The sequence below is a fragment of the Vibrio splendidus genome (assembly GCF_024347615.1).
GTDB lineage: Bacteria > Pseudomonadota > Gammaproteobacteria > Enterobacterales > Vibrionaceae > Vibrio > Vibrio splendidus.
Genome location: NZ_AP025509.1, coordinates 474,427 through 498,956 on the forward strand (window position 1 = coordinate 474,427; position 24,530 = coordinate 498,956).

20 protein-coding genes and 1 pseudogene are annotated in these 24,530 nt (G+C 43.4%); 11 read left to right on the plus strand and 10 right to left on the minus strand.

Features of this window, described 5'->3' with window-relative positions:
- The first annotated feature begins 288 nt into the window (after nt 1-288).
- On the plus strand, nt 289-828 hold the full coding sequence (locus OCU90_RS19400) for a type II secretion system protein (RefSeq protein WP_061022968.1): 540 nt from the start codon (nt 289-291) through the stop codon (nt 826-828).
- A 115-nt stretch (nt 829-943) separates the two neighbouring features.
- On the opposite strand, the gene OCU90_RS19405 is transcribed toward OCU90_RS19400, so the two are convergent.
- Nucleotides 944-2,326 (minus strand): MATE family efflux transporter, encoded by a 1,383-nt coding sequence (locus OCU90_RS19405; RefSeq protein WP_061022966.1) that lies wholly within the window; start codon nt 2,324-2,326, stop codon nt 944-946.
- Nucleotides 2,327-2,689: 363 nt separating this feature from the next.
- Here OCU90_RS19405 and OCU90_RS19410 point away from each other — a divergent pair, with 363 nt between their 5' ends.
- From OCU90_RS19410 to OCU90_RS19420, 3 genes are all read left to right on the plus strand, one after another.
- A complete protein-coding gene (locus OCU90_RS19410) occupies nt 2,690-3,004 on the plus strand; it encodes a hypothetical protein (RefSeq protein ID WP_026012397.1) in 315 nt (104 codons plus the stop codon).
- A gap of 120 nt (nt 3,005-3,124) precedes the next feature.
- The gene (locus OCU90_RS19415; protein WP_061022965.1) at nt 3,125-3,628 is read left to right on the plus strand and encodes a hypothetical protein; all 504 of its coding nucleotides are present in this window, start codon (nt 3,125-3,127) and stop codon (nt 3,626-3,628) included.
- 108 nt (nt 3,629-3,736) lie between these two features.
- Nucleotides 3,737-4,327, plus strand: coding sequence for a hypothetical protein (locus OCU90_RS19420; RefSeq protein ID WP_061022964.1), 591 nt, complete (start codon nt 3,737-3,739; stop codon nt 4,325-4,327).
- Between the two features lie 371 nt (nt 4,328-4,698).
- On the opposite strand, the gene gcvP is transcribed toward OCU90_RS19420, so the two are convergent.
- From gcvP to OCU90_RS19435, 3 genes are all read right to left on the minus strand, one after another.
- Entirely contained in the window at nt 4,699-7,578 is a 2,880-nt protein-coding gene (gene gcvP / locus OCU90_RS19425) for an aminomethyl-transferring glycine dehydrogenase (protein WP_061022962.1), read from the minus strand.
- 88 nt (nt 7,579-7,666) lie between these two features.
- Nucleotides 7,667-8,047: a glycine cleavage system protein GcvH gene (gcvH, locus tag OCU90_RS19430; RefSeq protein WP_004730871.1), complete on the minus strand. Its 381-nt coding sequence runs from the start codon at nt 8,045-8,047 to the stop codon at nt 7,667-7,669.
- 51 nt (nt 8,048-8,098) lie between these two features.
- Nucleotides 8,099-9,391: a serine hydroxymethyltransferase gene (locus OCU90_RS19435; RefSeq protein WP_054546921.1), complete on the minus strand. Its 1,293-nt coding sequence runs from the start codon at nt 9,389-9,391 to the stop codon at nt 8,099-8,101.
- A gap of 441 nt (nt 9,392-9,832) precedes the next feature.
- Between OCU90_RS19435 and OCU90_RS19440 the strand changes: the two genes are divergently transcribed.
- From OCU90_RS19440 to OCU90_RS19450, 3 genes and pseudogenes are all read left to right on the plus strand, one after another.
- Nucleotides 9,833-10,456 (plus strand): helix-turn-helix domain-containing protein, encoded by a 624-nt coding sequence (locus OCU90_RS19440; RefSeq protein WP_017082298.1) that lies wholly within the window; start codon nt 9,833-9,835, stop codon nt 10,454-10,456.
- A gap of 494 nt (nt 10,457-10,950) precedes the next feature.
- Nucleotides 10,951-12,084, plus strand: coding sequence for a glycine cleavage system aminomethyltransferase GcvT (gcvT, locus tag OCU90_RS19445; protein WP_029223675.1), 1,134 nt, complete (start codon nt 10,951-10,953; stop codon nt 12,082-12,084).
- Nucleotides 12,085-12,348: 264 nt separating this feature from the next.
- Nucleotides 12,349-13,410, plus strand: a pseudogene (locus OCU90_RS19450) (S1 family peptidase).
- A gap of 92 nt (nt 13,411-13,502) precedes the next feature.
- Here OCU90_RS19450 and OCU90_RS19455 read toward each other — a convergent pair.
- Nucleotides 13,503-13,829, minus strand: a complete 327-nt coding sequence (locus OCU90_RS19455) for a hypothetical protein (protein ID WP_004730914.1) — start codon at nt 13,827-13,829, stop codon at nt 13,503-13,505.
- Between the two features lie 201 nt (nt 13,830-14,030).
- On the opposite strand from OCU90_RS19455, the gene OCU90_RS19460 reads away from it, so the two are divergent.
- The gene (locus OCU90_RS19460) at nt 14,031-14,348 is read left to right on the plus strand and encodes a helix-turn-helix transcriptional regulator (RefSeq protein WP_004730913.1); all 318 of its coding nucleotides are present in this window, start codon (nt 14,031-14,033) and stop codon (nt 14,346-14,348) included.
- Between the two features lie 94 nt (nt 14,349-14,442).
- Here OCU90_RS19460 and arfB read toward each other — a convergent pair whose 3' ends face one another.
- The gene (gene arfB, locus OCU90_RS19465; RefSeq protein WP_004730912.1) at nt 14,443-14,853 is read right to left on the minus strand and encodes an alternative ribosome rescue aminoacyl-tRNA hydrolase ArfB; all 411 of its coding nucleotides are present in this window, start codon (nt 14,851-14,853) and stop codon (nt 14,443-14,445) included.
- Nucleotides 14,854-14,940: 87 nt separating this feature from the next.
- Between arfB and OCU90_RS19470 the strand changes: the two genes are divergently transcribed.
- A complete protein-coding gene (locus tag OCU90_RS19470; RefSeq protein WP_004730911.1) occupies nt 14,941-15,546 on the plus strand; it encodes a beta-phosphoglucomutase family hydrolase in 606 nt (201 codons plus the stop codon).
- 36 nt (nt 15,547-15,582) lie between these two features.
- Here the strand turns inward: OCU90_RS19470 and OCU90_RS19475 are convergent, their stop codons facing one another.
- The 4 genes from OCU90_RS19475 to OCU90_RS19490 form a co-directional block, all read right to left on the minus strand.
- On the minus strand, nt 15,583-17,487 hold the full coding sequence (locus tag OCU90_RS19475; protein ID WP_004730910.1) for a sensor domain-containing diguanylate cyclase: 1,905 nt from the start codon (nt 17,485-17,487) through the stop codon (nt 15,583-15,585).
- Nucleotides 17,488-17,724: 237 nt separating this feature from the next.
- Nucleotides 17,725-19,473 (minus strand): formate--tetrahydrofolate ligase, encoded by a 1,749-nt coding sequence (locus OCU90_RS19480; RefSeq protein WP_061022961.1) that lies wholly within the window; start codon nt 19,471-19,473, stop codon nt 17,725-17,727.
- A 293-nt stretch (nt 19,474-19,766) separates the two neighbouring features.
- A complete protein-coding gene (locus OCU90_RS19485; RefSeq protein ID WP_004730908.1) occupies nt 19,767-21,071 on the minus strand; it encodes an inosine/guanosine kinase in 1,305 nt (434 codons plus the stop codon).
- A gap of 142 nt (nt 21,072-21,213) precedes the next feature.
- The gene (locus OCU90_RS19490; RefSeq protein ID WP_017079179.1) at nt 21,214-21,690 is read right to left on the minus strand and encodes a CreA family protein; all 477 of its coding nucleotides are present in this window, start codon (nt 21,688-21,690) and stop codon (nt 21,214-21,216) included.
- Nucleotides 21,691-21,938: 248 nt separating this feature from the next.
- Here OCU90_RS19490 and OCU90_RS19495 point away from each other — a divergent pair, with 248 nt between their 5' ends.
- Nucleotides 21,939-22,433: a hypothetical protein gene (locus OCU90_RS19495; RefSeq protein ID WP_054541112.1), complete on the plus strand. Its 495-nt coding sequence runs from the start codon at nt 21,939-21,941 to the stop codon at nt 22,431-22,433.
- Between the two features lie 60 nt (nt 22,434-22,493).
- The gene (locus tag OCU90_RS19500) at nt 22,494-24,302 is read left to right on the plus strand and encodes an HD domain-containing phosphohydrolase (RefSeq protein ID WP_061022959.1); all 1,809 of its coding nucleotides are present in this window, start codon (nt 22,494-22,496) and stop codon (nt 24,300-24,302) included.
- Nucleotides 24,303-24,530: the final 228 nt, after the last annotated feature.

Consider the following 24,530-nt stretch of genomic DNA (forward strand, 5'->3'; position numbering starts at 1 on the left):
ACGCAGATCTCCGATAGAGCGCGACAGAAATGAAGAATGTACCTGCAGTGTAATATCGAAAATTTGACCTATTTAGAAACAACGCGATCAAATAAGACAGTGACAGCAGGCACTTGCTTTTATTTCCGCATGCGTAAGGTCAAAAAATCGACTAAACAACAGCTCTGACGCGACACATAAGGTGTTCCGCCTCTCATCACGATGTATAGTTATTGATAGTTCATTCAGTAATTGTATCTTTAGTTGTCAGTTGATGTGGGTGTTATGAAGAAAAACGGATTTACTTTAATGGAATTAATCATTGTCATCGTGATACTTGGAGTCTTGGCCGTTACAGCAGCTCCGAGGTTTCTTAATATCCAAGAGTCAGCGAGAGAAGCGGTACTTGAAGGTGTTGCGGGTGCAATGGAAGGGGTTATCAAGCAGGTGACTTCTAAAGCCATTATTGTTGGGCTTAACCCGGACGCAACAAACCCAGGTGATCAGAGCAACTATGTAATCGATTTTGGCATTGGTAGCGTTGAAGTAGATTGGGGAACACTTTGCCCTGAAAGTGAAGGCGAATCAGGAGATGCGTTAAATATGCTCGATTTCCTAACTTTGTCGGATGATGACAGCATCATCTCTGAATTAGGTAACAGACACACGGTTGTGGGATATACTCAGCCATTTAGTCAAGCTGACCTTAACAGCAATAACATAACTGATGATGCCTTACCTTCAGGTTGTTATGTTCTTTATGATTCTTTTGGCGGCAGGACAAGTGGAGACACATGTCCAGTAGATGGTTGTGAGTGTACAGTTCGTGTTATGAACGATGAGTGTTAAACCAACCACATCATCTGGTTTATAGAAATTCAATAAAAAAGCGCGTTATTGCCGAGTAGCAATAACGCGCTTTTTTGTCTTAGCTTAATGATTTGTCTTAGCTTAATGTTCGGTCTTAGTTTACCAATGGAGCACTTGCTGGTGGCAAGTCACGCTTCTTAATCACGTATCGCAAGCGAATTAACATCAGCGTCGCTGAAACGCTCAAGCCCGTTAGGATACCAATCCAAAAGCCTTCTTCACCCATTGCTGGAACAATGTGGTCTGTTAAGCCCAACACCATGCCGAGTGGTAGTGCTAAGCCCCAGTATGAAGCGATAGCTAAGATCATTGGGATCTTAGTATCTTTATAGCCACGCAATGCTCCATTAGCAGACGTTTGCAATGCATCGCTGAATTGGTACATAGCTGTAAAGGTCAACAATACCGCTGCCGTTGCACTTATCGCAGGGTCGGTGGTGTAAAGCCTAATGATCCACTCAGGGAATAGAAGGAACATCGCAACCGAAAGTAGCGATATTAATGCTGCAACCAAGATACCGACTTTGCTGCGTTCAATTGCGCCTAGTTCGTCTTTCTCGCCTAGTGCATGTCCAACACGAATCGTAATGCCAAACGAAATACTCATTGGAATCACGTAAGTTAGGCTCGAGATGTTAAGTGCAATTTGTGCGGCTGCTACGTTCTCTGCACCAATACGACCAATCATCAGTGCGATTACCGCAAAGATACTGCCACATACAGCGATGTTCATCCCGATAGGTAAACCTAATCTTAGAAGGTGAAGCATCTCTTTTGCTTTTGGTTTAGCGTCTGCAAAACTAATAATGGTTTTGTAGTGGTGATGACCTTTAATGTAGGAATACAGCATTCCCGACATCAACCAATACACCAAGCTTGTCGCCCAACCACAACCCACAGCGCCCATTTCAGGGAAGCCGAACTTACCGTAGATAAGCACGTAGTTGACCGGAATATTCACCAACAAGCCAACCACAGAAATGATCATTGGCACTTTGGTGTTGTTCATACCTTCACAGAAACCGTTCAAGGTGTAGAACAGGGCAATACCCGGCACACCGAAGGCTAGGGCAAACGCATAGTCACTGCCGATAGGGATGATCTCAGCGGCTACCCCAATCCATTCTAAGATTGGTTTCGCACTCACCAAGTAAGCAATGAGTAATACGCTAGCAATTAATGCCAACCAAACCATCTGGAAGAACTCAACAGAGATACTTTGAAAGTCACGTGAGCCGCGGTGGTAAGCGACAACAGGCGTTAACGCCATAATAACGCCACGCAGTAACAGCAACACAGGAATCCAAAGGCTAGTGCCAAGTGCAATAGCAGCAAGATCGGCAGGGCTTACTTGGCCAGCCATTGTCGTATCGACAAATCCCATCGCTTGGGTCGCTATTTGAGTCAAAATGATTGGAATCGAAAGATGCATAAGCGCACCCGATTCACGAGTAAAAGGACGAAGTTTCGTTAGCATGGAAGTTCACAACACCAATATAAATACACGAATGATGGCAGGATGGCCGGTGTGTATTTTAGGATGTGCCCCGTTGGGCGGGCGACAATATAAACACCTTACCGTATAGGGTCAAGCATTGGATTTATTGAGTTTCACTAGCTTTGAGGTAGGGGCCGATTCTGATGGTCAAAACACAACACTAACTCTCGTAAGTTATTGATTTATTGTAAATCATGCTAGTTGGATAATTTCTATATTTGCCACGCTAATCACTAAGGTTGTGGTATAAGTGATTGTTATGGAAAGACAAAGGCTAGTACAATTGGTGACTAATGAACTAGGCAGAATTTTCTGTAGCACAGCTGTTATACAAATACAGGGATGAAAATGGAAATTACAGTTAAGAAAATATCGAAAAGGTCTCTTTTCAAAATGCTCTTTATCGGCTTTAGCCTGAGCTTCTTTGTCTTCTTTTTAGTATGTGGTATCGCATCTATATTTGGTGCGGAGACTGTAAAGTGGGATGAAACACCAGTAACGGGCATATCAGGCCTGCTGCTCGCCTTGGCTATGTGGCCAATATTTAGTTTGTTTCTAACATTATTTATGTGGTGCTTTGTAGCATTTGGCTTGTGGATTTACTCTTTGGTTAAACCTCTGAACCTGCTCTTTAAAGAAACTGCAGAGCACAATTAACCACTTGTATAACAAGAAGGTTAAGTTTGATTCACAACGTTTGGCACTTTCAATTCAAGCCGATTTTGAGTTTATGGCAAAATGGATTAGCCAAGGTGTTAGCATTCAATTGAGGTCGTAATGTACGAAGTTGTTTATAATATAAAGTTTGAAGGGTTGTGGTCACTTTATTTCGCTCTTCCCGGTTTGTTATTTATATATATATCGGCTGAAGGTTATAAAAATAGAAAGAAATTATCCAGTTGGGATGTGCAAGTTGTTGGTAAGCCAGCGACTGAACAAAGCATAGGTATGGTTTTCAAAATACTCCTTATTTTTTCAGTGCTTTGGACTGCTTTAAGTGGGGGCAGCTTAATAATTCAATTATATTCCCTTTTATCTGATTACGGTCAGGGTGAATATGATGTTGTTGAAGGAAGTGTTGAGAACTTTAACCCGATACCTTATGGAGGGCATCAACAGGAAAGTTTTACTGTTGAGGGTGTTAAATTTAGTTATTCAGACTTTAGTATCTCCCCTGGTTTTAATAATACTAAGTCGCATGGCGGGCCTATAAGAAAAGGGTTAAGGGTGAAGGTATCACATATAGATAATGTAATCCTGAAGCTTGAAGTGATGCGCTAAACACCGTGGTTTTTTATGCTACTTAGGTCTCTACTTAAACAGCATAGTTTTCCTATTCTGTTTGATTGTATAAAAGCGACCCTACGGAAATTATTGGAGGATGTGTCGATGACTTGTCTTAAGTGCCAAGAAAAAAGTGTTACTGATTTTTGTGTTAAAGTGCCTAAAAAATTTCTTTGGTTTTCATGGTATGGATATCAAAGACAGACCTTATGTCGAGAACATTTATTATCGGAATATCGCAAGTCATTTACTACGTCACAAGCACGATTGGTTGTCTTCTCCCCCGACTTTGAATACAAAAGAAAAGGTCTCTATCAATACCTTCCAACTCCATTGCGTGAATTTGAAGAGTTTGCCCTTCACGATAATAAACAAGGGGAAAGAAAAGAAGATTTAATTGCTCTGAAAGAGACCTTTCGAAAATTACGTGGGTTTTGCGAGAAATGCGGCAAACCGGCACAGGTTGCTTTTTTTTGCACTGGTTCTTTTGCATGGGAACAAAAACCTTTTTCACCATGCACGACAAGTGATCAGGTCATCATTTCTTCTATCTGTGCGCAGCCTGAAATTCTGTGTATGCAGTGCTGTTATTCGCAGGTTGAACCCTCATTATCCGCATGCGATTTAAAGCGAATTGGTGGGATTCACGCTCTTCCTCAACATGGAGAGCATTGTATAATTGGGGTTGAAGAATGAAACATGATTATATTTTGCAGACCCGGTTAAAGATGGGGCACACAAATATTACATACTAGTTCTGTTTTTGGTTGTCTCTAAGGCACTGTTGAAAGCGTCCCTTAAGGGCTCAGCTCAAATTTATTGCCACAAAGCTAGTAGAAAAACAAAAAGACCAATCCCAAGCGTTACTTTTAGAAGCAAGCCAAGAGGGGCTCCACCTTTTGGCGCTTTATTGCAACATACCATAATCAGTTCCTAATTCATCGTTGGTTTCACTCAACCTTAAACCTTTCCCTTACGGTAAGGTCAATGCTTTCTTAGTCATATAATCTGAAAAACAAAAAAGCGAACCAAGTGGTTCGCTTTTGTTTATCTAAAATCTACAAAAATTAGTCTTCGTAGTTGTCGATGCTTGGGCAAGAACAGATTAGGTTACGGTCGCCGTATACGTTGTCTACACGGTTAACTGTTGGCCAGTACTTCGAGTTCTTCGTTGCTTTCGATGGGAAGCAAGCCAGTTCGCGAGAGTAAGGGCGATCCCATTCTGCGCCTGAAAGGTCAACTTGAGTGTGCGGTGCGTTCACTAGAGGGTTGTTGTCTAGTGGCCATTCACCGGCTTTCACTGCTGCCATTTCGTGACGGATTGCGATCATCGCTTCACAGAAACGGTCTAGCTCTTCTAAATCTTCAGATTCAGTTGGCTCAACCATTAGCGTGCCTGCTACTGGGAAAGACATCGTAGGTGCGTGGAAACCGAAGTCCATTAGACGCTTAGCAATATCTTCTTCGCTGATGCCTGTGTCTTCTTTAAGCGGACGAATATCGATAATACATTCGTGCGCTACGCGGCCGTTAGTGCCACGGTAAAGAACAGGGTAGTGAGGACGTAGTTTCTCCATCACGTAGTTCGCGTTCAGAATCGCTACTTTCGTTGCGTCTGTTAGGCCAGGTTCGCCCATCATTGCGATGTAAGCCCAAGAGATCGGTAGGATTGAAGCACTACCTAGATCTGCAGCTGATACCGCGTAGTCAGAACCTTGTACACCGTTTTCGATGTGACCTGGTAGGAAAGGTGCTAGGTGCGATTTAACGCCGATAGGACCCATACCCGGACCGCCACCACCGTGTGGGATACAGAATGTTTTGTGTAGGTTCAAGTGAGATACGTCTGAACCGATGAAGCCAGGTGAAGTTAGACCTACTTGAGCGTTCATGTTCGCGCCGTCTAGGTAAACCTGACCGCCCGCTGCGTGTACTTGTTCACACACTTCTTTCACTTGCTCTTCGTATACGCCGTGCGTAGAAGGGTAAGTGATCATGATGCTTGATAGGTTTTCTTTGTGCTTCTCGATTTTCGCTGCTAGGTCTGTCATGTCGATGTTGCCATCTTCATCACACTTAACAACCACTACCTTCATTGAAACCATTGATGCTGTTGCAGGGTTAGTACCGTGCGCAGAGCTTGGAATCAGACAAACGTTACGGTGAGCTTCACCGCGGCTTGCGTGGTAACGTTGAATCGCGATTAGACCTGCGTATTCACCAGATGCACCAGAGTTAGGCTGTAGTGAGAAATCGTCGTAACCAGTGATTTCACATAGCTTCTCTTTTAGATCTTTCGCTAGCGCTGTGTAGCCTGCTGCTTGATCAAGAGGTGCGAATGGGTGAATTGAACCAAACTCAGGCCATGTTACTGGAATCATCTCAGCAGCAGCGTTCAGCTTCATCGTACAGCTGCCCAGTGGGATCATGCCGTGCGTTAGTGAGAAGTCTTTGTTCTCAAGCTGTTTTAGGTAACGCATCATTTGCGTTTCGCTGTGGTGCGTGTTGAATACTGGGTGAGTTAGGAACTCTGATTCACGACGGCAGTTTTCTGGAATTGCTGCAAACTCGTTTGATGCAATGTCAGAAGATAGTGCTTGAACGTCTTCTTTAACGTCGAAGATTGCGAACAGTGCGTTCACGTCGTCGATCGTTGTTGTTTCATCTAAGCTGATACCGATCTTGCCAACAAGTCGACGAAGGTTGATGTCTGCTGCTTGTGCTTTCGCGTACAGTGCATCTGTCTTCTCTTCAGAGTTGATTGTGATGGTATCAAAGAAGCTGTTGTTTGTTAGCTCGTAACCCGCTTTAGTCAAGCCAGCAGCTAGGATAGCTGTCATGTGGTGTGTACGACGAGCAATAGTACGTAGGCCTTCTGCACCGTGGTAAACCGCGTAGAAAGACGCCATGTTTGCTAGAAGTGCTTGAGCTGTACAGATGTTCGATGTCGCTTTCTCGCGGCGGATGTGTTGCTCACGAGTTTGCATTGCCATACGTAGTGCTTGGTTACCGTGCGTATCGATAGATACACCAATTACACGACCTGGCATTGTACGCTTATGCTTTTCACGAGTACCCATGAATGCAGCGTGTGGACCGCCGTAACCCATAGGAACGCCGAAACGTTGCGCTGAACCGATGACTACGTCTGCGCCCATTTCGCCAGCAGGCTTAAGTAGAGCAGAAGCAAGTAGGTCAGTAGCCACTGTAACCAGTGTTTTGTTAGCTTGAGCTTTCGCAATGATGTCTGTTAGGTCACGCACTTCACCCGTTGTACTCGGGTATTGAAGAAGCGCACCAAATACGTCTTGCTCTGGAAGTGTTTCAAGAGCACCAACCATTACTTCAAAACCGATGTACTCAGCACGAGTTTTAACAACTTCTAGTGTTTGAGGGTGAACATCGTCAGCAACGAAGAATACTTTGCTCTTGCTTTTGCCAGCACGCTTACACAGTGTCATTGCTTCGCCAGCCGCTGTCGCTTCATCAAGAAGGGATGCGTTCGCGATTTCCATACCGGTTAGGTCCATTACCATTTGTTGGTAATTGAGTAGAGCTTCAAGGCGACCTTGAGAAATCTCTGGTTGGTATGGTGTGTAAGCTGTGTACCAGCCTGGGTTCTCTAAAACGTTACGTAGAATAACGTTTGGAGTGAATGTGTTGTAGTAGCCTTGGCCAATGAAAGTACGTTTCACTTGGTTTAGGTTAGCGATCTCTTTAAGAGAGGTCAGCATGTCCATTTCGCTCAGTGGCGCAGCAAGTGTCATTGGTTTTTCAAGACGGATTTGTGCAGGAACCGTTTCGTCGATCAGAGCGTCTAAGCTAGTCGCGTTGATCGCATCAAGCATTTTTTGCTGGTCTGCTTTATTAGGGCCGTTATGACGAGCAACAAACTCGTTTTGAGTACCCAAGTCTTTTAGTAATTGGCTTTGAAGTAATTCAGTCATGATATGTTCTACTTTCTCTTTGGAGCCGTGAGCTAGCCCCTAAAATTAAGCTGCTCCAAAGAGCAGCTTTATCGTAATGAGGAACCTATTAGTCTTCTTCGATAGAGCTTAGGTATTCTTCCGCATCTTTAAGGTTGTTTAGTTCAGACGCATCAGACATCTTCACTTTAACAATCCAACCACCTTCATAAGATTCTTCGTTAATTAACTCTGGGCTATCTTCTAATTCTTCGTTGATTTCTACGATTTCGCCAGAGATTGGTGCGTAGATATCAGAAGCTGCTTTCACTGATTCAACTAGAGAGAAGCTTTCGCCAGCTTCGATTTCGTCTCCAGTGTCAGGCAGGTCAACAAACACAACGTCACCTAGCATCTCTTGAGCATGCTCAGAAATACCGATTGTTACAGTACCGTCACCGTTGTCTTTTACCCACTCGTGGCTGTCTGCAAACTTTAGTGTATTGTCCATTGCTTATTCTCCAAAAATTTATGAGGTTTTAATTTAAATCTTAAAAACGGTTTAACGATAAAGAGGGAAGCGTTTGCAAAGCTCTTTAACTTGCTTGCGAACACGTTGCTCAACTTCAGCGTTGCCTTCAGGGCTCTCAACTAAGCCATCAAGTACATCGCCGATCCATTCACCGATAAGTTTGAATTCTTCAGTGCCAAAACCACGACTGGTTCCAGCTGGCGTACCTAAACGAATACCCGAAGTAATCATAGGCTTCTCTGTGTCGAATGGTATGCCATTTTTGTTACATGTGATCCCTGCACGCTCTAATGCTTCTTCAGTTACGTTACCTTTCAAGCCCTTAGGACGAAGGTCAACCAGCATTAGGTGTGTGTCAGTACCGCCAGTCACAATGTCACAACCGCGAGTTTGCAACACTTCAGCAAGAACTTTTGCGTTATCGATCACTGAATCAATATAAGTATTAAATTCTGGGCCAAGTGCTTCGCCAAACGCCACTGCTTTAGCCGCGATAACGTGCATTAGTGGGCCGCCTTGAAGGCCAGGGAACACTGCAGAGTTGATCTTTTTGTTGATGTCTTCGTGATTCGTAAGAATCATACCGCCGCGTGGGCCACGAAGTGTTTTGTGCGTTGTTGTAGTAACAACGTGTGCGTGTGGTAGTGGGCTAGGGTGAGCACCTGTCGCGATAAGACCCGCGATGTGTGCCATATCGACCATTAGGATAGCGCCAACTTCGTCAGCGATTTCACGGAACTTAGCGAAATCAATAACACGTGGGATAGCACTACCACCAGCAATAATCATTTTAGGTTGGCTTTCGATTGCTAAAGCGCGAACCGCTTCGTAATCAATTTCAAGTGTGTCGCGGTCTACGCCATATTGAACGGCGTTGAACCATTTACCAGACATTGCAGGGCGTGCACCGTGTGTAAGGTGGCCACCAGCGTCAAGAGACATACCTAGGATAGTGTCGCCAGGTTGAAGTAGCGCAAGTTTAACTGCACCGTTTGCTTGAGCGCCAGAGTGAGGCTGTACGTTTACGTATTCACATTTGAACAGCTGTTTAGCGCGTTCAATCGCGATAGCTTCAACGGTATCTACGTGCTCACAACCACCGTAGTAACGACGGCCTGGGTAGCCTTCTGCGTATTTGTTGGTTAGGCAAGTGCCTTGAGCTTGCATTACTGCTTTAGAAACGATGTTCTCAGAAGCAATAAGTTCGATTTGTTCGTTTTGACGAGTGTTCTCTGCTTGGATGCCAGCAAATACTGCGTCGTCAGTACCAGATAGGTTCGTAGTGAAAAAACTGTCTAAGCTATGGTTTTGGTAAGCGTTCATTGTCGAGACCTTTCATTAAGCTAATGGTGATTATTTTTATAGTCCATTAGGTCTTACGTTGATTTCTGCATCGGTATCGTTTGCGCTATATAGGTATAGATAAACGTGAATTGCGTTATAAATATACTCTTACAGCGTCTAAGCGATCGTTGTAGGGTCAATGCAGCACGAATTGTTTCCCAAAAAGTTCGGGTAAAAAACAGCTCTTACAAATGTTAAATCTATCATTTGCTGCAAGCCGAAGTAGCATCTCTTCATCTAACAAGTCGATAACATAGCTCCGATAAAATCAATTTTCAACAAAAATTTCCAATAGGAAACAACTTTTCTTGTTTTGCTACGGGGAGCACGCTTTATTTCTCTGTGTGCTCTTTAATCAACAAAGCGCTTCATGCAACAATGAAATTAATAGACAGGAAGCAAGAATTTAATGAGGGACCTATGTCAGAAGACATTTATGATGAGTACCCATCTTTAACGTTGGCGAAGGAAACGTTAGACCAGAATATCGAACCACTTAGGCTTGGCCAGCGTATTAAAGATATCCGCGGCAAGCTTGGGATTACGTTAGAAGAAGCGAGCCAACGTACTGGTTTAGCTCGCTCTACGCTCAGCAAAATTGAGAACGAGCAAATCTCGCCAACTTTCCAAGCGATGCAAAAACTAGCGATGGGCTTACAAATAAATATGCCCCAACTGTTTGAGCCACCAAGGAAAAAGGTCGCAACAGGGCGTCGTGATTTAACAAAGGCCGGTCAAGGTAAACCTCACCCAACCCCAACGTACGAGCATGAACTGCTTGCAACAGAGCTGTCTAATAAGAAGATGATGCCCTTTAAGAGTCGCGTGAGAGCGCGTACTTTTGAAGAGTATAACGATTGGGTACGTCACGACGGTGAAGAGTTTTTGATGATCATCTCTGGTGATGTGATGTTCTACTCAGAATTCTACGAACCTGTGCCAATGAGTGAAGGTGATAGCATGTATTATGATGCCAATATGGGTCACATGCTTATCTCGACCAGCGCAGAAGACGCGCTCATTTTGTGGGTGACAGCAAAATAAATTAACAAAGTTGGAATTTCTTATAGTGAATGCAACCGTTTGCTATTGTTTCTAACGTTAGCCAACAGACGCGATATTGATGTGATAATCATCAATATCGCGTTTTTGTATGCATCGAAAAATTGTTTTTAAATTGTTAAATGTCACATTTTGAACTGTTTTACTATTGTTAAGGGTGTAAAACTGACTCAGGCTTGTTTATTATAGTGAACACGGTTTACTCATGTTGATTGAAGTTTACTGAAGTGAATTCTTAGAAAGTGACTTGTAGAGCTTTTGTACAGCTAACCTGATTTATCAAGCTAACGATATAAGCCTATATAAAAGACATCACTTTTTACTATCTACTGTTTCTAAGGTTAAGACGTCAAGGTGACTAACGCGAATACGCTGAGGTGACTAATGATGAGACTTATCGTTAGAGGCGACTCTAAATAGAGATATAAGCGGCAGACTCGACTTTGGACAGCCTGCAACGCTTCATGGAGAAGAAAATGACTCAAGAACACGCTAATCAAGACCTACTAACAACACCACTGCATGCACTTCATGTTGAAGAGGGTGCAAAAATGGTTCCTTTCGCTGGCTACGATATGCCAGTTCAGTATCCACTAGGTGTAAAGAAAGAGCACTTACACACTCGTGATGCTGCCGGTCTTTTTGATGTTTCTCACATGGGGCAACTTCGTCTTCATGGCGCAAACGCAGCAGCTGTCTTAGAATCTTTGGTTCCTGTAGATATTATTGACCTTCCTTCTGGTAAGCAGCGCTATGCGTTCTTTACCAACGAGCAGGGCGGCATTATGGATGACCTGATGGTGGCTAACCTAGGCGATCACTTGTTTGTTGTTGTTAACGCGGCTTGTAAAACACAAGATATCGACCACCTAACTGCGCACCTTCCAGCTGACGTAGAAATGGAAGTGATTGATGATCGCGCTCTGTTAGCACTTCAAGGCCCTAAAGCGTCTGAAGTTCTTGCTCGTTTCCAACCAAGTGTTGCAGACATGCTGTTCATGGACGTTCAAAAAGTCGATATCGACGGCGTAGAGTGCATCGTAAGCCGCAGTGGTTATACCGGTGAAGACGGCTACGAAATCTCAGTACCGAACGATCACGCTGAAGCACTTGCTCGTAAACTAACATCAGAAGCAGAAGTAGAGTGGATTGGCCTTGGCGCTCGTGACTCACTTCGTCTTGAGTGTGGTCTATGTTTATACGGTCACGACCTAGACACAACGACAACACCAGTAGAAGCTAGCCTTCTATGGGGTATTCAAAAAGTTCGTCGTACTGACGGTGAGCGTGCTGGCGGTTTCCCAGGCGCTGATATCATCCTTGAGCAAATCGCAACGAAAGATGTTCAACGTAAGCGTGTTGGTCTAGTGGGTCAAACTAAAGCACCAGTACGTGAAGGTGCTGAATTGTTCGATGCTGAAGACAACAAGATTGGCGTTGTAACGAGCGGTACTGCTGGCCCTAACGCTGGCAAGCCTGTTTCTATGGCGTACGTTCGTACAGACCTAGCAGCAATTGGCACTGAAGTATTCGCTGACGTTCGTGGCAAGAAGCTACCAATGACAGTAGAAAAAATGCCTTTCGTACCTCAGCGTTACTACCGTGGCTAATCTCTTTTAAGAGAAACCACTAAGCTAAATCAAAGCCTATTGTTTGCTTCTCTGTATTTGAGGGTGTTAACGGTAGGCTTTTTTGTTTTTCGCAACGTATAAACTTAGGATGATTGGCTGAGATAAGTTGTCGATAAATCCGTTTATAAAATGAGAGATGTGGCCATATCGTTACAAATACTTACTATACTCAGGGTCACGCCGTGTTATGGTGTCCACATATCATTTTTATAAATAAGTCGTAGCGGTTACAAGGAGTTAACTATGAATGTGAACTATGCAGTGAGTCCGGTTCGTAAAGCCGTTTTAGGGCTTTTAGCGCCATTGATTTACACATCAAGTGTTATGGCGACAGAAAACTCGGTCGAAAGTACTCCTAATACGGGTGTTACGCCTTATATCGTGAATGGTAGCAATGCTTCGGTCACTGAGTTTCCTTCGATGGCGAGCTTGTTCATTGATCGTATTGATTATGACGGTGTTTACTCTACAGGCCCTTACTGTGGAGCAACAATTTTAGATCCAACGCATATTCTGACGGCAGCACACTGTATTTACGGCAATGAAGAAGGGTAGTTATTTACGGTTGTCGTTCCTCAAATTGAAGATACTTCTCAGTTTCCTAATGGGAACATCCAAAAAGCGCGAGTCTCAGAAGTTTACTATCGCAGTGACTATTCAAATGCGTTGAGTGATCTATTACGCAATGATGTTGCTATTCTTAAGCTAGAAAGCGCACTTAATATCGATTCAGTTAACGATGTGGTTAAGCGTCCTTCCGATGAGAGTTACCGTGTTGGTGTTAATGACTTTGTTGCTGTTGGGCATGGTGATACACGTTCAGGCTTTGACGGGACAACTTTGTTGCAGAAGGCTGACCTGAATTACGTAGACAACGCTACTTGTACTTCAGCCTTTACTGACGGCTCAGCGTTAACTGATAATCAAATCTGTTTTAACGGCGATTACAGCGCATTTACCGGGCTATTTAATGGTACGTGTCAAGGCGATTCAGGCGGCCCAGTGTATTGGAAAGATGGTGCTGACTACAGACAAGTTGGTATTACCAGCTTTGGACCAGATACTTGTGGTGGTAGTGCTACTGTGACATCGGTATTCACTGAAATCCATGATTATGAAGCTTGGATAGACAGTGTGATTGCAGGAACTGAAACCGCTAAGTTTGTTTCTACTGATGCTAAGCGAACAGCTTATGTGAATGCACGTACATCGACTGGCTCTGGTAGCAGTGGCGGTAGTGTTTCATTTGGTTTGCTAGGTATGCTGATGTTGTTCGCGGGTCTTAGAAAAGCCGTGTTACGTTAGAACTTCAATGTTTTGAACAAGTCGACGCTGTATCTAACGATAGCGTCGACTTTTTTATGTCTGCAGGTTTAGCTGTTTAGTCATTTACCCGCTTAGTTGCTTAGTTCTACAACTGCTTTACGGCTGTACCTTTCTAGAATCTCGTCCATCTCTTTTATTGCATCGTTGATGCTTTTAATACCGCCTTGCGCGACATCTTTTTCATCTTGGTTCAACGCAGAAAAAGCCTGTCTTAATTCCTTGTCTTCCAACATGTTCCCGTGCAACAACACTTCTTTGTAAGTGAGTAGCCTATGCTGTACCGCGATAATTTGATTGCGGGTATTTTCTGATTCTAATGCGTGCTTGATACAAGGAAATGCCAATGTATAGCGATTCGCAATTTCCAATTTGACGCCTTCATTATTCGCAATTTGCAATTTTTCTTATTTCCCAACACTTGAATATTCAAGTTTACTAGCCTGTACGCTCGCGACCGATCTAAGTGTCAAAGTTTATGAAACGTAACGTTTTTTAATAATCGAATAATATGCCTTTAATGGCGTATGTAAACCGTTGCGAGTCAATATGGTCTGCTTCTTGCTGAAATTAGGTCATAACTGTCTATTGAGGATAAGCTTATGTCACAAGAACCCATAATCATGGCGCTGATTGATCGCAGGAAGCTCGCCAATTTGTCCCAGGAAAAATTAGCCTCAAGTGCGGGAATGAGTTTAAAAACCTATCAACGAATCGAGCGTGGTGAAGCTGATATCAAAATGTCTCAGTATCGTTCGCTCACGAGGACGTTGAAAGTTACCGATTTGGATGTGGTACTGGATGTCGTTGGCGCATCACAAGCGACAGCGGAAGACGTAGCGGCGGTAAGTCGTTTACTGACTAGCGAAGAGCGCATGCTGTTAATCAAGCTGATTTTGTCGGTCAAAAAACAGCAGTAGAGTTTTGTTCTAATAGGTATCGTCTTTTCTCTAAATAAATAGAGTTAGAGCGGTTGTTTCATGGGTGACGTGTTCACTGGGTGACATGAAACAATTATTCTACTCTTCCACGCAGTTGCTTGGTGGTGCTTCTTTGTTTCTTTCCTTCTAAACGTCTTTTCTGAGAGCCACGTGTCGGCTTAGTTGCTCGTCTTACTTTTTGAACTTTTGTTGCTTCCAAGATAAGTTCTTTCAAACGCACCAAAGCATCATCACGGTTTTGTTCTTGAGTTCTATACTGCTGCGCCTTAATGATAATCACGCCATCTTTAGTGATGCGGCTATCTTTGTGTGCAAGCAGTTTCTCTTTATAGAAATCTGGTAGGGTGGAGTGCTTGATGTCAAAACGCAAATGTATCGCACTTGATACTTTATTGACGTTTTGGCCGCCTGCTCCCTGTGCTCTGATCGCAGTTAACTGGAGTTCCCAGTCTTGAATCGAAACAGAGTTAGATATTTGTAACATAAACATCCATTTTGAACGGTAATATGGGGTCATGATACTGAATATTGGTTATGGTATCAGTAACTTTCTCAAAGAGTGGTAGTAGTGATGAAAATAGATTTAACGGCATATGAAGGATTAATCTTTGATATGGACGGTACGTTGATCGATACAATGCCAGCACATGTAAAGGCGTGGCAGCAAACGGCTGAAGAATTCGGTTTTCATTTTGAAGCGTCTTGGCTGCATAGCTTAGGTGGCATGCCGAGTTATAAGATCGCGGGTGAGGTGAACAGTAAATACGGTTTATCGCTCGACCCACAAGCGGTTTCTACGTTTAAGATGGCGTCGTTTGCTGCGATTGAAGACAAAGGAGATATCATCCCTTGTACGCATTCTCTGTTATTAGAAAATTTAGGTAGCAAGAAGATTGCCGTCGGGACGGGTAGCCAACGTAACAGTGCAGAACAGTTGTTGGACAAAACAGATATCTTGAGCAAGCTCGATATCCTAGTGACAGCAACAGACGTTAAGAATCACAAACCCAACCCAGATACCTTCTTAGATGCGTGTTTTGGTATGGGATTACAGCCAAAGCAGTGTGTTGTGTTTGAAGATACGAACTTAGGTAAACAAGCCGCTCATGCTGCGAAGATGGATTGTATTCTGGTGGTAGAAGGGAACAAGTTAGAGTTTTACCCGGCTCCAAGTTGATCGAGAGCCTAACAAGAGTGCTTGTACTATCTATTGTTAGGCTATTTCACTCATTTCTTTGTCTAGGAATAAGCATACATTGTTTCTACCTGCTGCTTTAGCTTCGTATAACGCTAAATCAGCGCACTTGTAGTTCAGCGCTGGATCATTGGTGATGTTAGTAATGCCGCCACTCACAGTGACTACGTTATCGAGTTCAAGGCTCACAGCAATTCTCAGCCTGTTGAGAACGTATTCAGCTCCTTCTGTTGTGGTGTGAGGCAGAATAACACCAAACTCTTCGCCACCAATGCGAGCAACAAAATCTGTTTCACGGCATTCACGCTGAAGTACTTGAGCGACTGTTTGAATGACTCGATCACCGTAATCGTGCCCAAATCTGTCGTTAATGCGTTTGAAGTAGTCAATATCCAAGATAGCTAAGCAAGATTGTTCGCGAGTAGGGTAACGATTAACACGAGAACATTCGTCACGAAGTTCAAGGTCAAACTTTCTTCGATTCCAGCAACCAGCTAATGCGTCTTTTTCACTTAGATTTCTGAGCTTTTTTTCGAGTTCTTTATGTTTACTAATATCGACAAAAGAAGCGACGTAAAACTGAATCACATCTTTCGAATCTTTGATGGTTTGGATTCGTAGTATTTCAGTGATCAAAGACCCGTCTTTACGGCGATTGACCACTTCACCTTCCCAAACTCCCGTCTTAGTGATAATGCTCCACATCTTGATGTAGAACTCTTGATTGTAGCGACCAGAGGCAAACATCGAAGGCTGACGTCCTTTTACATCTTCCAAATCGTAACCACTCACGCGAGTAAACTCTTGGTTTACTTTGATGATTCGGTTATTTCGGTCAGTAATTACCAAGGCTGACATGCCATTCATCGCGGCTTTAGCCAGTTGGCTATCGATGCTGTTCTTTTTATGGTTACTGTTCCAAAGCACAAAACCTGCTGAGATCATCGAAATTAAGAAAGATAAGGTGATGATCTGTACGAATATGGCTTGTTTTTCTTGTCGGTATTGGCTGCTAAATTGTTGGTTTTCAACATGAAGAACCAAATAAATTGGTCCTTTAAATTGCTTTATTTTAGGGCTGATATCTGAGTGAAAATACCAGTTTTTACCATCAAAGTAGCTAGAAGAGGTATTTTCTTGAATGGCTTTCCAAAGCTCTGGGTAAAGCTTCGCATAGGTTTTATCTGAACGAGATTCAATAAGATGCCCAAACGATTCTTCGATATCAGGGCCCATGATGACATGTCCGGTTCTGTTAAGAATGACAGGGACGGCTGATGATGTACCGATTTGATAAAGAAGGCGGTCGTAGACCTCGAGCATATTAAGGTTAGCAATAAAGTAGCCAATAATACGATCTTCTGAGGCGACGGGTGTCATTATCCTTAGGGCTGGCATCAAAGGGTGGACGACTTCACCATTCTCAATCTCTAAATCGATACCGTTGGAGCTTACTTCTCCAATCTTCAGTCGGTGGAGGTCTTTAAAGTAGCTACGAGCTGATTTGTTCTGCAGTTTATTCTCAGGAACTATTGTCGCTTTATTGTTGTTGTAGTTGATACGGTAAACCTCGTTACCTTCTAGGTCGAGGTAGCGGAGTTGAGAATAGTATTGTTGTCCGCGAGCTAACATCACCCACAGATCTTGCAGAGCTTGTTTATGAACAATTGATGGTTCTTCAATTGCGCGAAGTAACGTTTGAGAGTCTGCGATAGAAGGAACAGAATTAGATATTTGCTCAACAATAACGGCCAGTTCGTGAAAACTGTATTCGATTTGGTTTTGGCTAGACTGCTTAATATTTAGAGTATGCTGAGCATCAATTCTGTCAAGTTCAGAATTGATGTAGAGGGCAGGGACTAATCCTAGGGCAAATATGGTGCATAGAAATTGGCTGACTAGTTTTTTTATACTCGTATTCATCACTGTCCTCAAAGAATCAGCGCAATACTATATATTTTATGGGGTTTTTAATGTGATCTTAACCCAGAACTTAAAACAAGATTTGCATATAACTACGATTTTAGTGCAACTTTTTGCATTCAAGCTTGATTGTTGAGCAATCACTTCGTTAGGAAATGATTGCTTAATATAGAACGCTGGTCTGAAATTTGAGCCAAACTAATCGCGATTAATTGCCGTTTATCTAGCTAAGGACACCTAGTTTAGGCCGATAATATTTCCATTACTATCAATGTCTAATGACATGAAAGCCGGTTTGTCAGGTAAGCCTGGCATGGTCATTACGTTGCCGCACAAAGCGTAGATGAAGCCGGCACCAGCACACAGTTTTAACTCTCTAACGGGTACGTTAAACTGAGTGGGTGCACCCTTTATTTGAGCTTCTGTTGAAATCGATAATGGCGTTTTTGCCAAACAAACCGATAGGTCGCCATAGCCGTGTTGGTTGAACTCAGTCAGTTGTTTTCTTGCCAGTGGTGATAGCGAAATACTTGCTGCGCCGTATCCGACTTCAGCGACTGCCATCAGTTTCTCTTCTAAGCTTTGCTCAGAGTAGTACAAAGGCTTAAATTTACTCTCTGTTTGGCATGCTTTTACCACGGCGTGAGCCAACTGAATTGCACCTTCACCACCTTGACCAAAGGCTTCACTTACTTCAACGCTGACACTTGGGTCAAAGTCGGTGATCATTTGTTTCAAAGTATCGAGCTCTTGAGCTGAATCTTGTGGGAATCGGTTGATCGCAACGACAGTAGGTACTTGGTATTGTTTAACGTTGTTGATGTGCCATTTAAGGTTCTCAAAGCCTGCTGTGAGCGCGTCTTGATCGTCATTAAAGATTGAATCAGGTAATGGAGTACCCGGTCTCAAATCGTATAAACCAGAGTTGGCCTTTAATCCGCGTAATGTTGCGACAACTACGGCGCAATCGGGTTTCTTGTTCGATGCTTTCACTTTTATGTTACACGCTTTCTCAAAGCCCATGTCTGAGCCGAAACCACCTTCTGTCACGACGAAGTCACTCAGTTTTAACGCTATCTTATCAGCAATAATAGATGAGTTACCGTGTGCGATGTTAGCGAAAGGTCCCGCGTGTATTAGAGTAGGAACGCCTTCAAGGGTTTGCATCAATGTTGGTTCAATAGAGTCCTTCATCGTTACTGTCATAGCGCCCGCGACGTTGAAGTCTTCTGCGGTTAATGGCGAACCTTGATTGTTGTATGCGAGTACCACACGGCCGATACGCTTGCGTAGGTCTTGCAGATCATCGGCAAGAGCGAGAATAGCCATCAGCTCTGAAGCGGCTGAGATATCAAAACCATCTTCCCGTTCAAGGCCATTAATTGTTTTGTCTGCTTCGTTTTTGCCTACTGTGATCATGCGTAATGCACGGTCATTATGGTCCAGTACACGTCGCCAAACGATTCTACTAGGATCAATGTTGAGCGCTTTTAAGCCTGAACGTGCTTCAAAGGCTTCTAACCCTTCACGGTGTTCATGATATAAGCGTGCATCAATGGCTGCAGAGGCGAGGTTATGAGCGGCTGTCACGGCATGAATGTCACCAGTGAGGTGAAGGTTTAATTGCTCCATAGGGGCGACTTGAGAGTAACCACCGCCCGCTGCGCCGCCTTTTACACCAAATACTGGGCCCATTGAAGGCTGGCGAATGCAGGCCATCGCAGATTGGTTAATCTTTGCGAGGCCTTGTGCTAATCCAATAGTAGTGACTGTTTTGCCTTCGCCAAGAGGCGTTGGTGTGATAGCGGTCACCACGACCAATTTACCATCTTGTTGGTTGGCGAGGCGTTCAAGTGATGTCAGAGACACTTTAGATTTGTATTGCCCTAATGGCTGATGTTCGTTGTGTTGCAGGCCAACTTGTTTGGCAACTTCACTGATGTTTTTAAGGGGAGTAGAGCGACAAATATCAATATCAGATAGCATATTTGATCCTTATATCAGAACCGAAAGGTGGTACGTAAACGTTTGCGTGGCGATAGTACTGTATAAATTTGCCAAGTAAAGGCAAACCACACGAATTATGTGCTGGAAGATAACAGATCTAAAGAGTCATTGCGCGAGATCAAATCTTAAACGAGCAAAATATTCGTTCTGACTGCCTTCATCTGCAGTTATATTAGTGCTGAATACAAAAAGGGCTGCATATAGCAGCCCTTCAGGAATGGATAGTCTAGCTGGTCATCAACCTCAATGAGTTAACAACCTGGCATGGTTGATTAACGATCCCAGTATGTTTCTTCTAAGCTATCTTCGCGTTCAGGTAGCGCACGAGAAAGGCGAGGAGAGTGCTGAGTCAACACCTCATAGCTTACACGGTTTGCGTACTTACAAATTTGAGACAGTGAAGAGTAAGTTAGACAAGCGTGTTCGTGCTTCTCAGAGTTCGGTACGTTAACGTGATGGTAGCTGTTTGCTGCCATGTCATGTAGCAGTGCTGAAAGTGCACCATCACCAGCGCCGTTGGTGTTCTTAATCTCAAGTGGGCCGCCTAAGTAAGGGCCAATGTGAGAGTACACTTTTACTGGGTCTTTACAGTCTTGCTTACGCATCGCACGGCTGAATTCGTATTTGTTAAATTCAGGAATGTTACCCGGCAGTAACGGAAGCGTTGTTTCGCGTTTCGCTGGTTCGTCAGTGTAGCCTGCCATGTATAAGCCGACAGGGCCTGCCGTGCAGAGAACTAGGTCAACCCACTCAAGAGCTTTGTTCGCAGCCAATAGCGGATCTTTTTCACCCGTTAATGCTTCACCTTCATCTTCATTCATTGCGACGATGGTTACGTTTTCTTTCAGGTATTCTTGCCACCATTCAGCGTTACCTTCGATCACGTACTTCGTGCCAAGTGTCAGTACAACTGGCACATTGTACGCTTTCGCGTATTCAATCGCTTTTTGTACCGCTTTTGGCATCGGATCTTCAGGCTTACCGCGCATTAAGTATGAAGACACAACTAATGCAGACGCTTTTTCAAAAATCTGTTCAGGAATACTTTCAGGAAGCAGCTGGTTCATGTGTCCTTCGTTGATCGCAAACGTACGTTCGCCATCTTCGGTAATGAGCGTGTAACAACGACCAATGGGACCATCAACGGTTTGTAAGTGGTTTAAGTTCATACGAGAAGAAGTGCGGCAAAGGTAGCGGTAACCAAATGAGCCAACTTCAATCTTCTTAGACATTACGCCAAGTAGGACAGATTTGCTGTCTGCAAGAACAGAATAGTTGTGCAGTGTGTTGCCGATAGTATCGCCAGGGTATTGGTGCGTGATCAAACCGCGCTCAACTAACTCTTCATACAGCGCATCTGCTTTACTTTCTTCCAAAACCAGTGAGTGGCCTTTACTCAGCTCGTATTTTTCTAGGAACTCGTTGTCAACACGGGCTTCGATATCAACAATCGTTTGACCTATACCGACAACTGTTGCGCGGTGTAGCTTAGGTGTTTGTTGAATTTGGTTGACCAACGGATCACGGGCGTGAGTTGGAAAGTAGTGTTTAGATTTACGCTGTCCAGGAAATTTCATATGACAAATACAGTGAAAAAATTTTGCCGCATGATATCACATTTTGTTTCTGTTTCTTTCATTTTTATTACATTTTGAATCACCTGCACAATGTCTGTACAGGTGATTCAGCTTACTTTTGCTTCAGACCATTCGCGTGAGACTATTCGGCTGGTACGAGTGTTGCTGGATCTACGTAAGCCTTTGTACCCCATAGCGGAACGGTTGAAAGGCTATGTTTGAAGCTGCCTTCTGTTTCTTTGGTTGTGTAAGATAAGTAAAGCAGCGATTGATTCTCAGCATCGTAGATACGACGAACCTTCATCGTTTTGAAGAAGATACTTTTCGACTGCTTGAATACCACTTCACCTGATTTACTTTTGTCTATTTTAGCAATCATTTCTGGAGTGATTTCGCCTGTTTGACGACAAGAGATAGAACTATCGCTTGGATCGGAAAGACTCAGGTTTGCTTCGATTGATGCAATGTGACAAGTCACACCTTCGATCTTATCGTCATCTAACGATGACATTTTGATATCCTTCATTGTGAAGAATCCCAGAGATACGTCGCCAACCTCGTTGTCCGAACAGCCTGCCAACATTGTGATGATACCTGCTGCTATTAAGGCTTTTTTCATAAGAAGTCCTTTTTATTTATATAGTTCTGTTTACTATAAGGATATTGAAAGCTTGAATACGAGTGTAGAGCTTTTCACCGAGTTCTTAAAGGATGTTATGAGAGAATGAAAAATATGAAGCATTTAAAGTACTTGTTGGCGTTAGTCATGCTCTGTATCCTTTCTGCATGTAGCTCGGCTCCTACGCCGACCATATGTCTCCCAAATAACTGTGATATTTGGGGTTACTAATCTTAGGTACTAAAAGAATGAATAACGAAATACCTGAAAGCGCACATAAGAAAAACCAATGGCTGTTTAGCCAACTCGACATTGCTTATCCCGCAAAGGAGAGCTTGCTAGGTCGAGAACTTTATCAAAGCAGACTCCCATCCAAGAATTACCAACTCCTCGCTCAAGATCAAATTCCTTCCCAAATTGATGAACTGCATAAAGTCGATTTCCATAAACTGACGGTACTTTTTTCACTTAACCAAGCCAGTGTTTATCACGATGAAACCGAAAGGGCACATATGCTTGAGTTCTTGAGTCAGATTATGTTGTCTGATGAGCATGTTTTATACATTGGAACTCAAAATGGTGATGTTGTGGCGAGTGCTATTGTCACAGAAGCGGAAGACTCTCTGTTGATCTCCGACGTGATTATTGAAAACGGTCAAGATATCAACGGCTTTGCTAAGCAGTTACATGATTTTTGGGCACAAGATCATGCTTCTCACGATAAAGTGTGGGTCGAGAACTAAAGATTCTTTGAGAAAGCGTTAATCTAAGTACAATACCCCATCTTTTATAAAGGGTTTTGTATGTACAAGCTATTGATATCAATCGCTGTATTGTGTGTTAGCGCTTTTTCTACAGTCAGTTTTGCTACCGACTGGGATATCAAACGCATCCTAGTTTTACACTCATACGAACCTTCTTACCAATGGACTGCTGACTTTCAGAAAGGGATAGACAGTGCGTTCAGCCAATCTCAAACCGAAGTTAAACTCTCAATCGAGTATTTGGATACAAAGCGCGTCCATAGCTCTGAGTACTACGACTATCTCGCCGATTACTTACAAGCCAAATACGCAGGTTATAAATTTGATGGGGTTATTGCGACTGACGATAACGCGGCTAATTTCCTTGAATCACTGAGTGCGTTGATTGATCGTGCGACACCTATTGTTGCAGCGGGTATCAACGACATAAGCACCGATATGTATGCAGTGTCTGATAGAGCGACTGTGCTTTATGAGAACGATCAGATAGACGTCAATATCAAGCTGATCTCTAAACTAAGACCTAATCTAAAGAACCTCTATTTCATCAATGATTACAGTGTCACTTCTGAGCTAATCCGTAAAGATATAAGCCGTATTATGGCAGACTTTCCATCGATTAATTTGGCCGAAATACGCGATTTGTCACTCAAGCAAACAAGTGAGTTCTTGAAAGGAGTTTCTGCTGACGATGCGGTCTTACTGAGCCACTACAATACTGAGTTAGATCAAGGTGTATATCATACCTATCAAGAGGTCGCGGAAACCTTATCTGCATCGAGCGCCGCACCAGTGTTTGCGTTATGGCAGTTTAATATAGTCGGTGATGTACTCGGAGGTTATGTAAACCACTCGCGTAGCATGGGTGAAGAGGCCGTTAGTGCGTTGGATAAGTATGTGCCTCTTAATTTTTCTACACCTTTAGTTCCTGGTGACAACAAGCGTTTTGTTTTCAATTATCCGGCGCTTAAAAAGTTTGGTATTGGTGATAATGTACTGCCGACAGGATCTGTGATTGTTAACGAGCCTTCCTCCTTTTTACAAAAGAACTTTCAATTGTTGTTGGGCTTAATCATGGTCATTACAGGGCTGAGCGTGATTATCGTGATGCAATTTATTACCCTGCGCCAAAAGAAAGAGTTGGCAAAAAAGAACAAGCGAATCCTTGCACTACAGAAACAAACTTTGAATGTTCAAAAAGACATGATTCATGTGCTGGGTGAAGCCATTGAAACTCGCTCTGGTGAGACGGGTAATCACGTTAAGCGTGTAGCCAAGTTATCCGCTTTGCTTGCTAAGTATCGTGGCTTGAGTCATCGCGAGGTCGAGATGATTGAGATCATCAGCCCAATGCATGATGTCGGTAAGATTTCGGTTCCGGAATCTATCTTGGATAAACCAGGTAAATTGACAGACCAAGAGTGGGATGTAATGAAACTTCACACCACTGCGGGCTACAATTTACTAAAGAGCGGAGCGGGTGATATTACCAACCTCGCGGCAATCATTGCTAACGAACATCATGAGCGTTGGGATGGCGCTGGATACCCTAATGGCAAGGTAGGTGAACAAATTCACTTGTTTGCTCGTATCACTGCCGTAGCCGATGTATTTGACGCACTGCTTAGTGCCCGTTGTTACAAAGAGCCATGGCCATTAGAGATGGTGGTCGACTTGTTCGAGAGAGAGTGTGGCTATCAATTTGATCCTCAGCTAACCAAACTGCTACTGAAACACCTGCCCGAGTTTGTCGCTATCCGAGATTCGTATCCCGATACTGGAGCTGTAGAATATGCGTCTGTACCTTCGATTGAAGTTAAGGTTCTAGAAGAGTCGGTTGTTAGCTAACTCTCGCTCTATCTGAATAGTCTACAAGTCTTGGTTTCTTTATCAATTCACCCTAATCCGACTAGGACGTGGCAATTTATATTTTCCACTAAAATTAAGTCGTTTATGTAAACCTTGTAGTATTTGGTTTTGCAGATTCTGGGTTAATTTGATGAAAGCTGTTGCTTATGTCGAGCCATAAGGTGATCAAGTCCATATTTCGCGAAGAGAAATAAGCCTGCGTCCGCA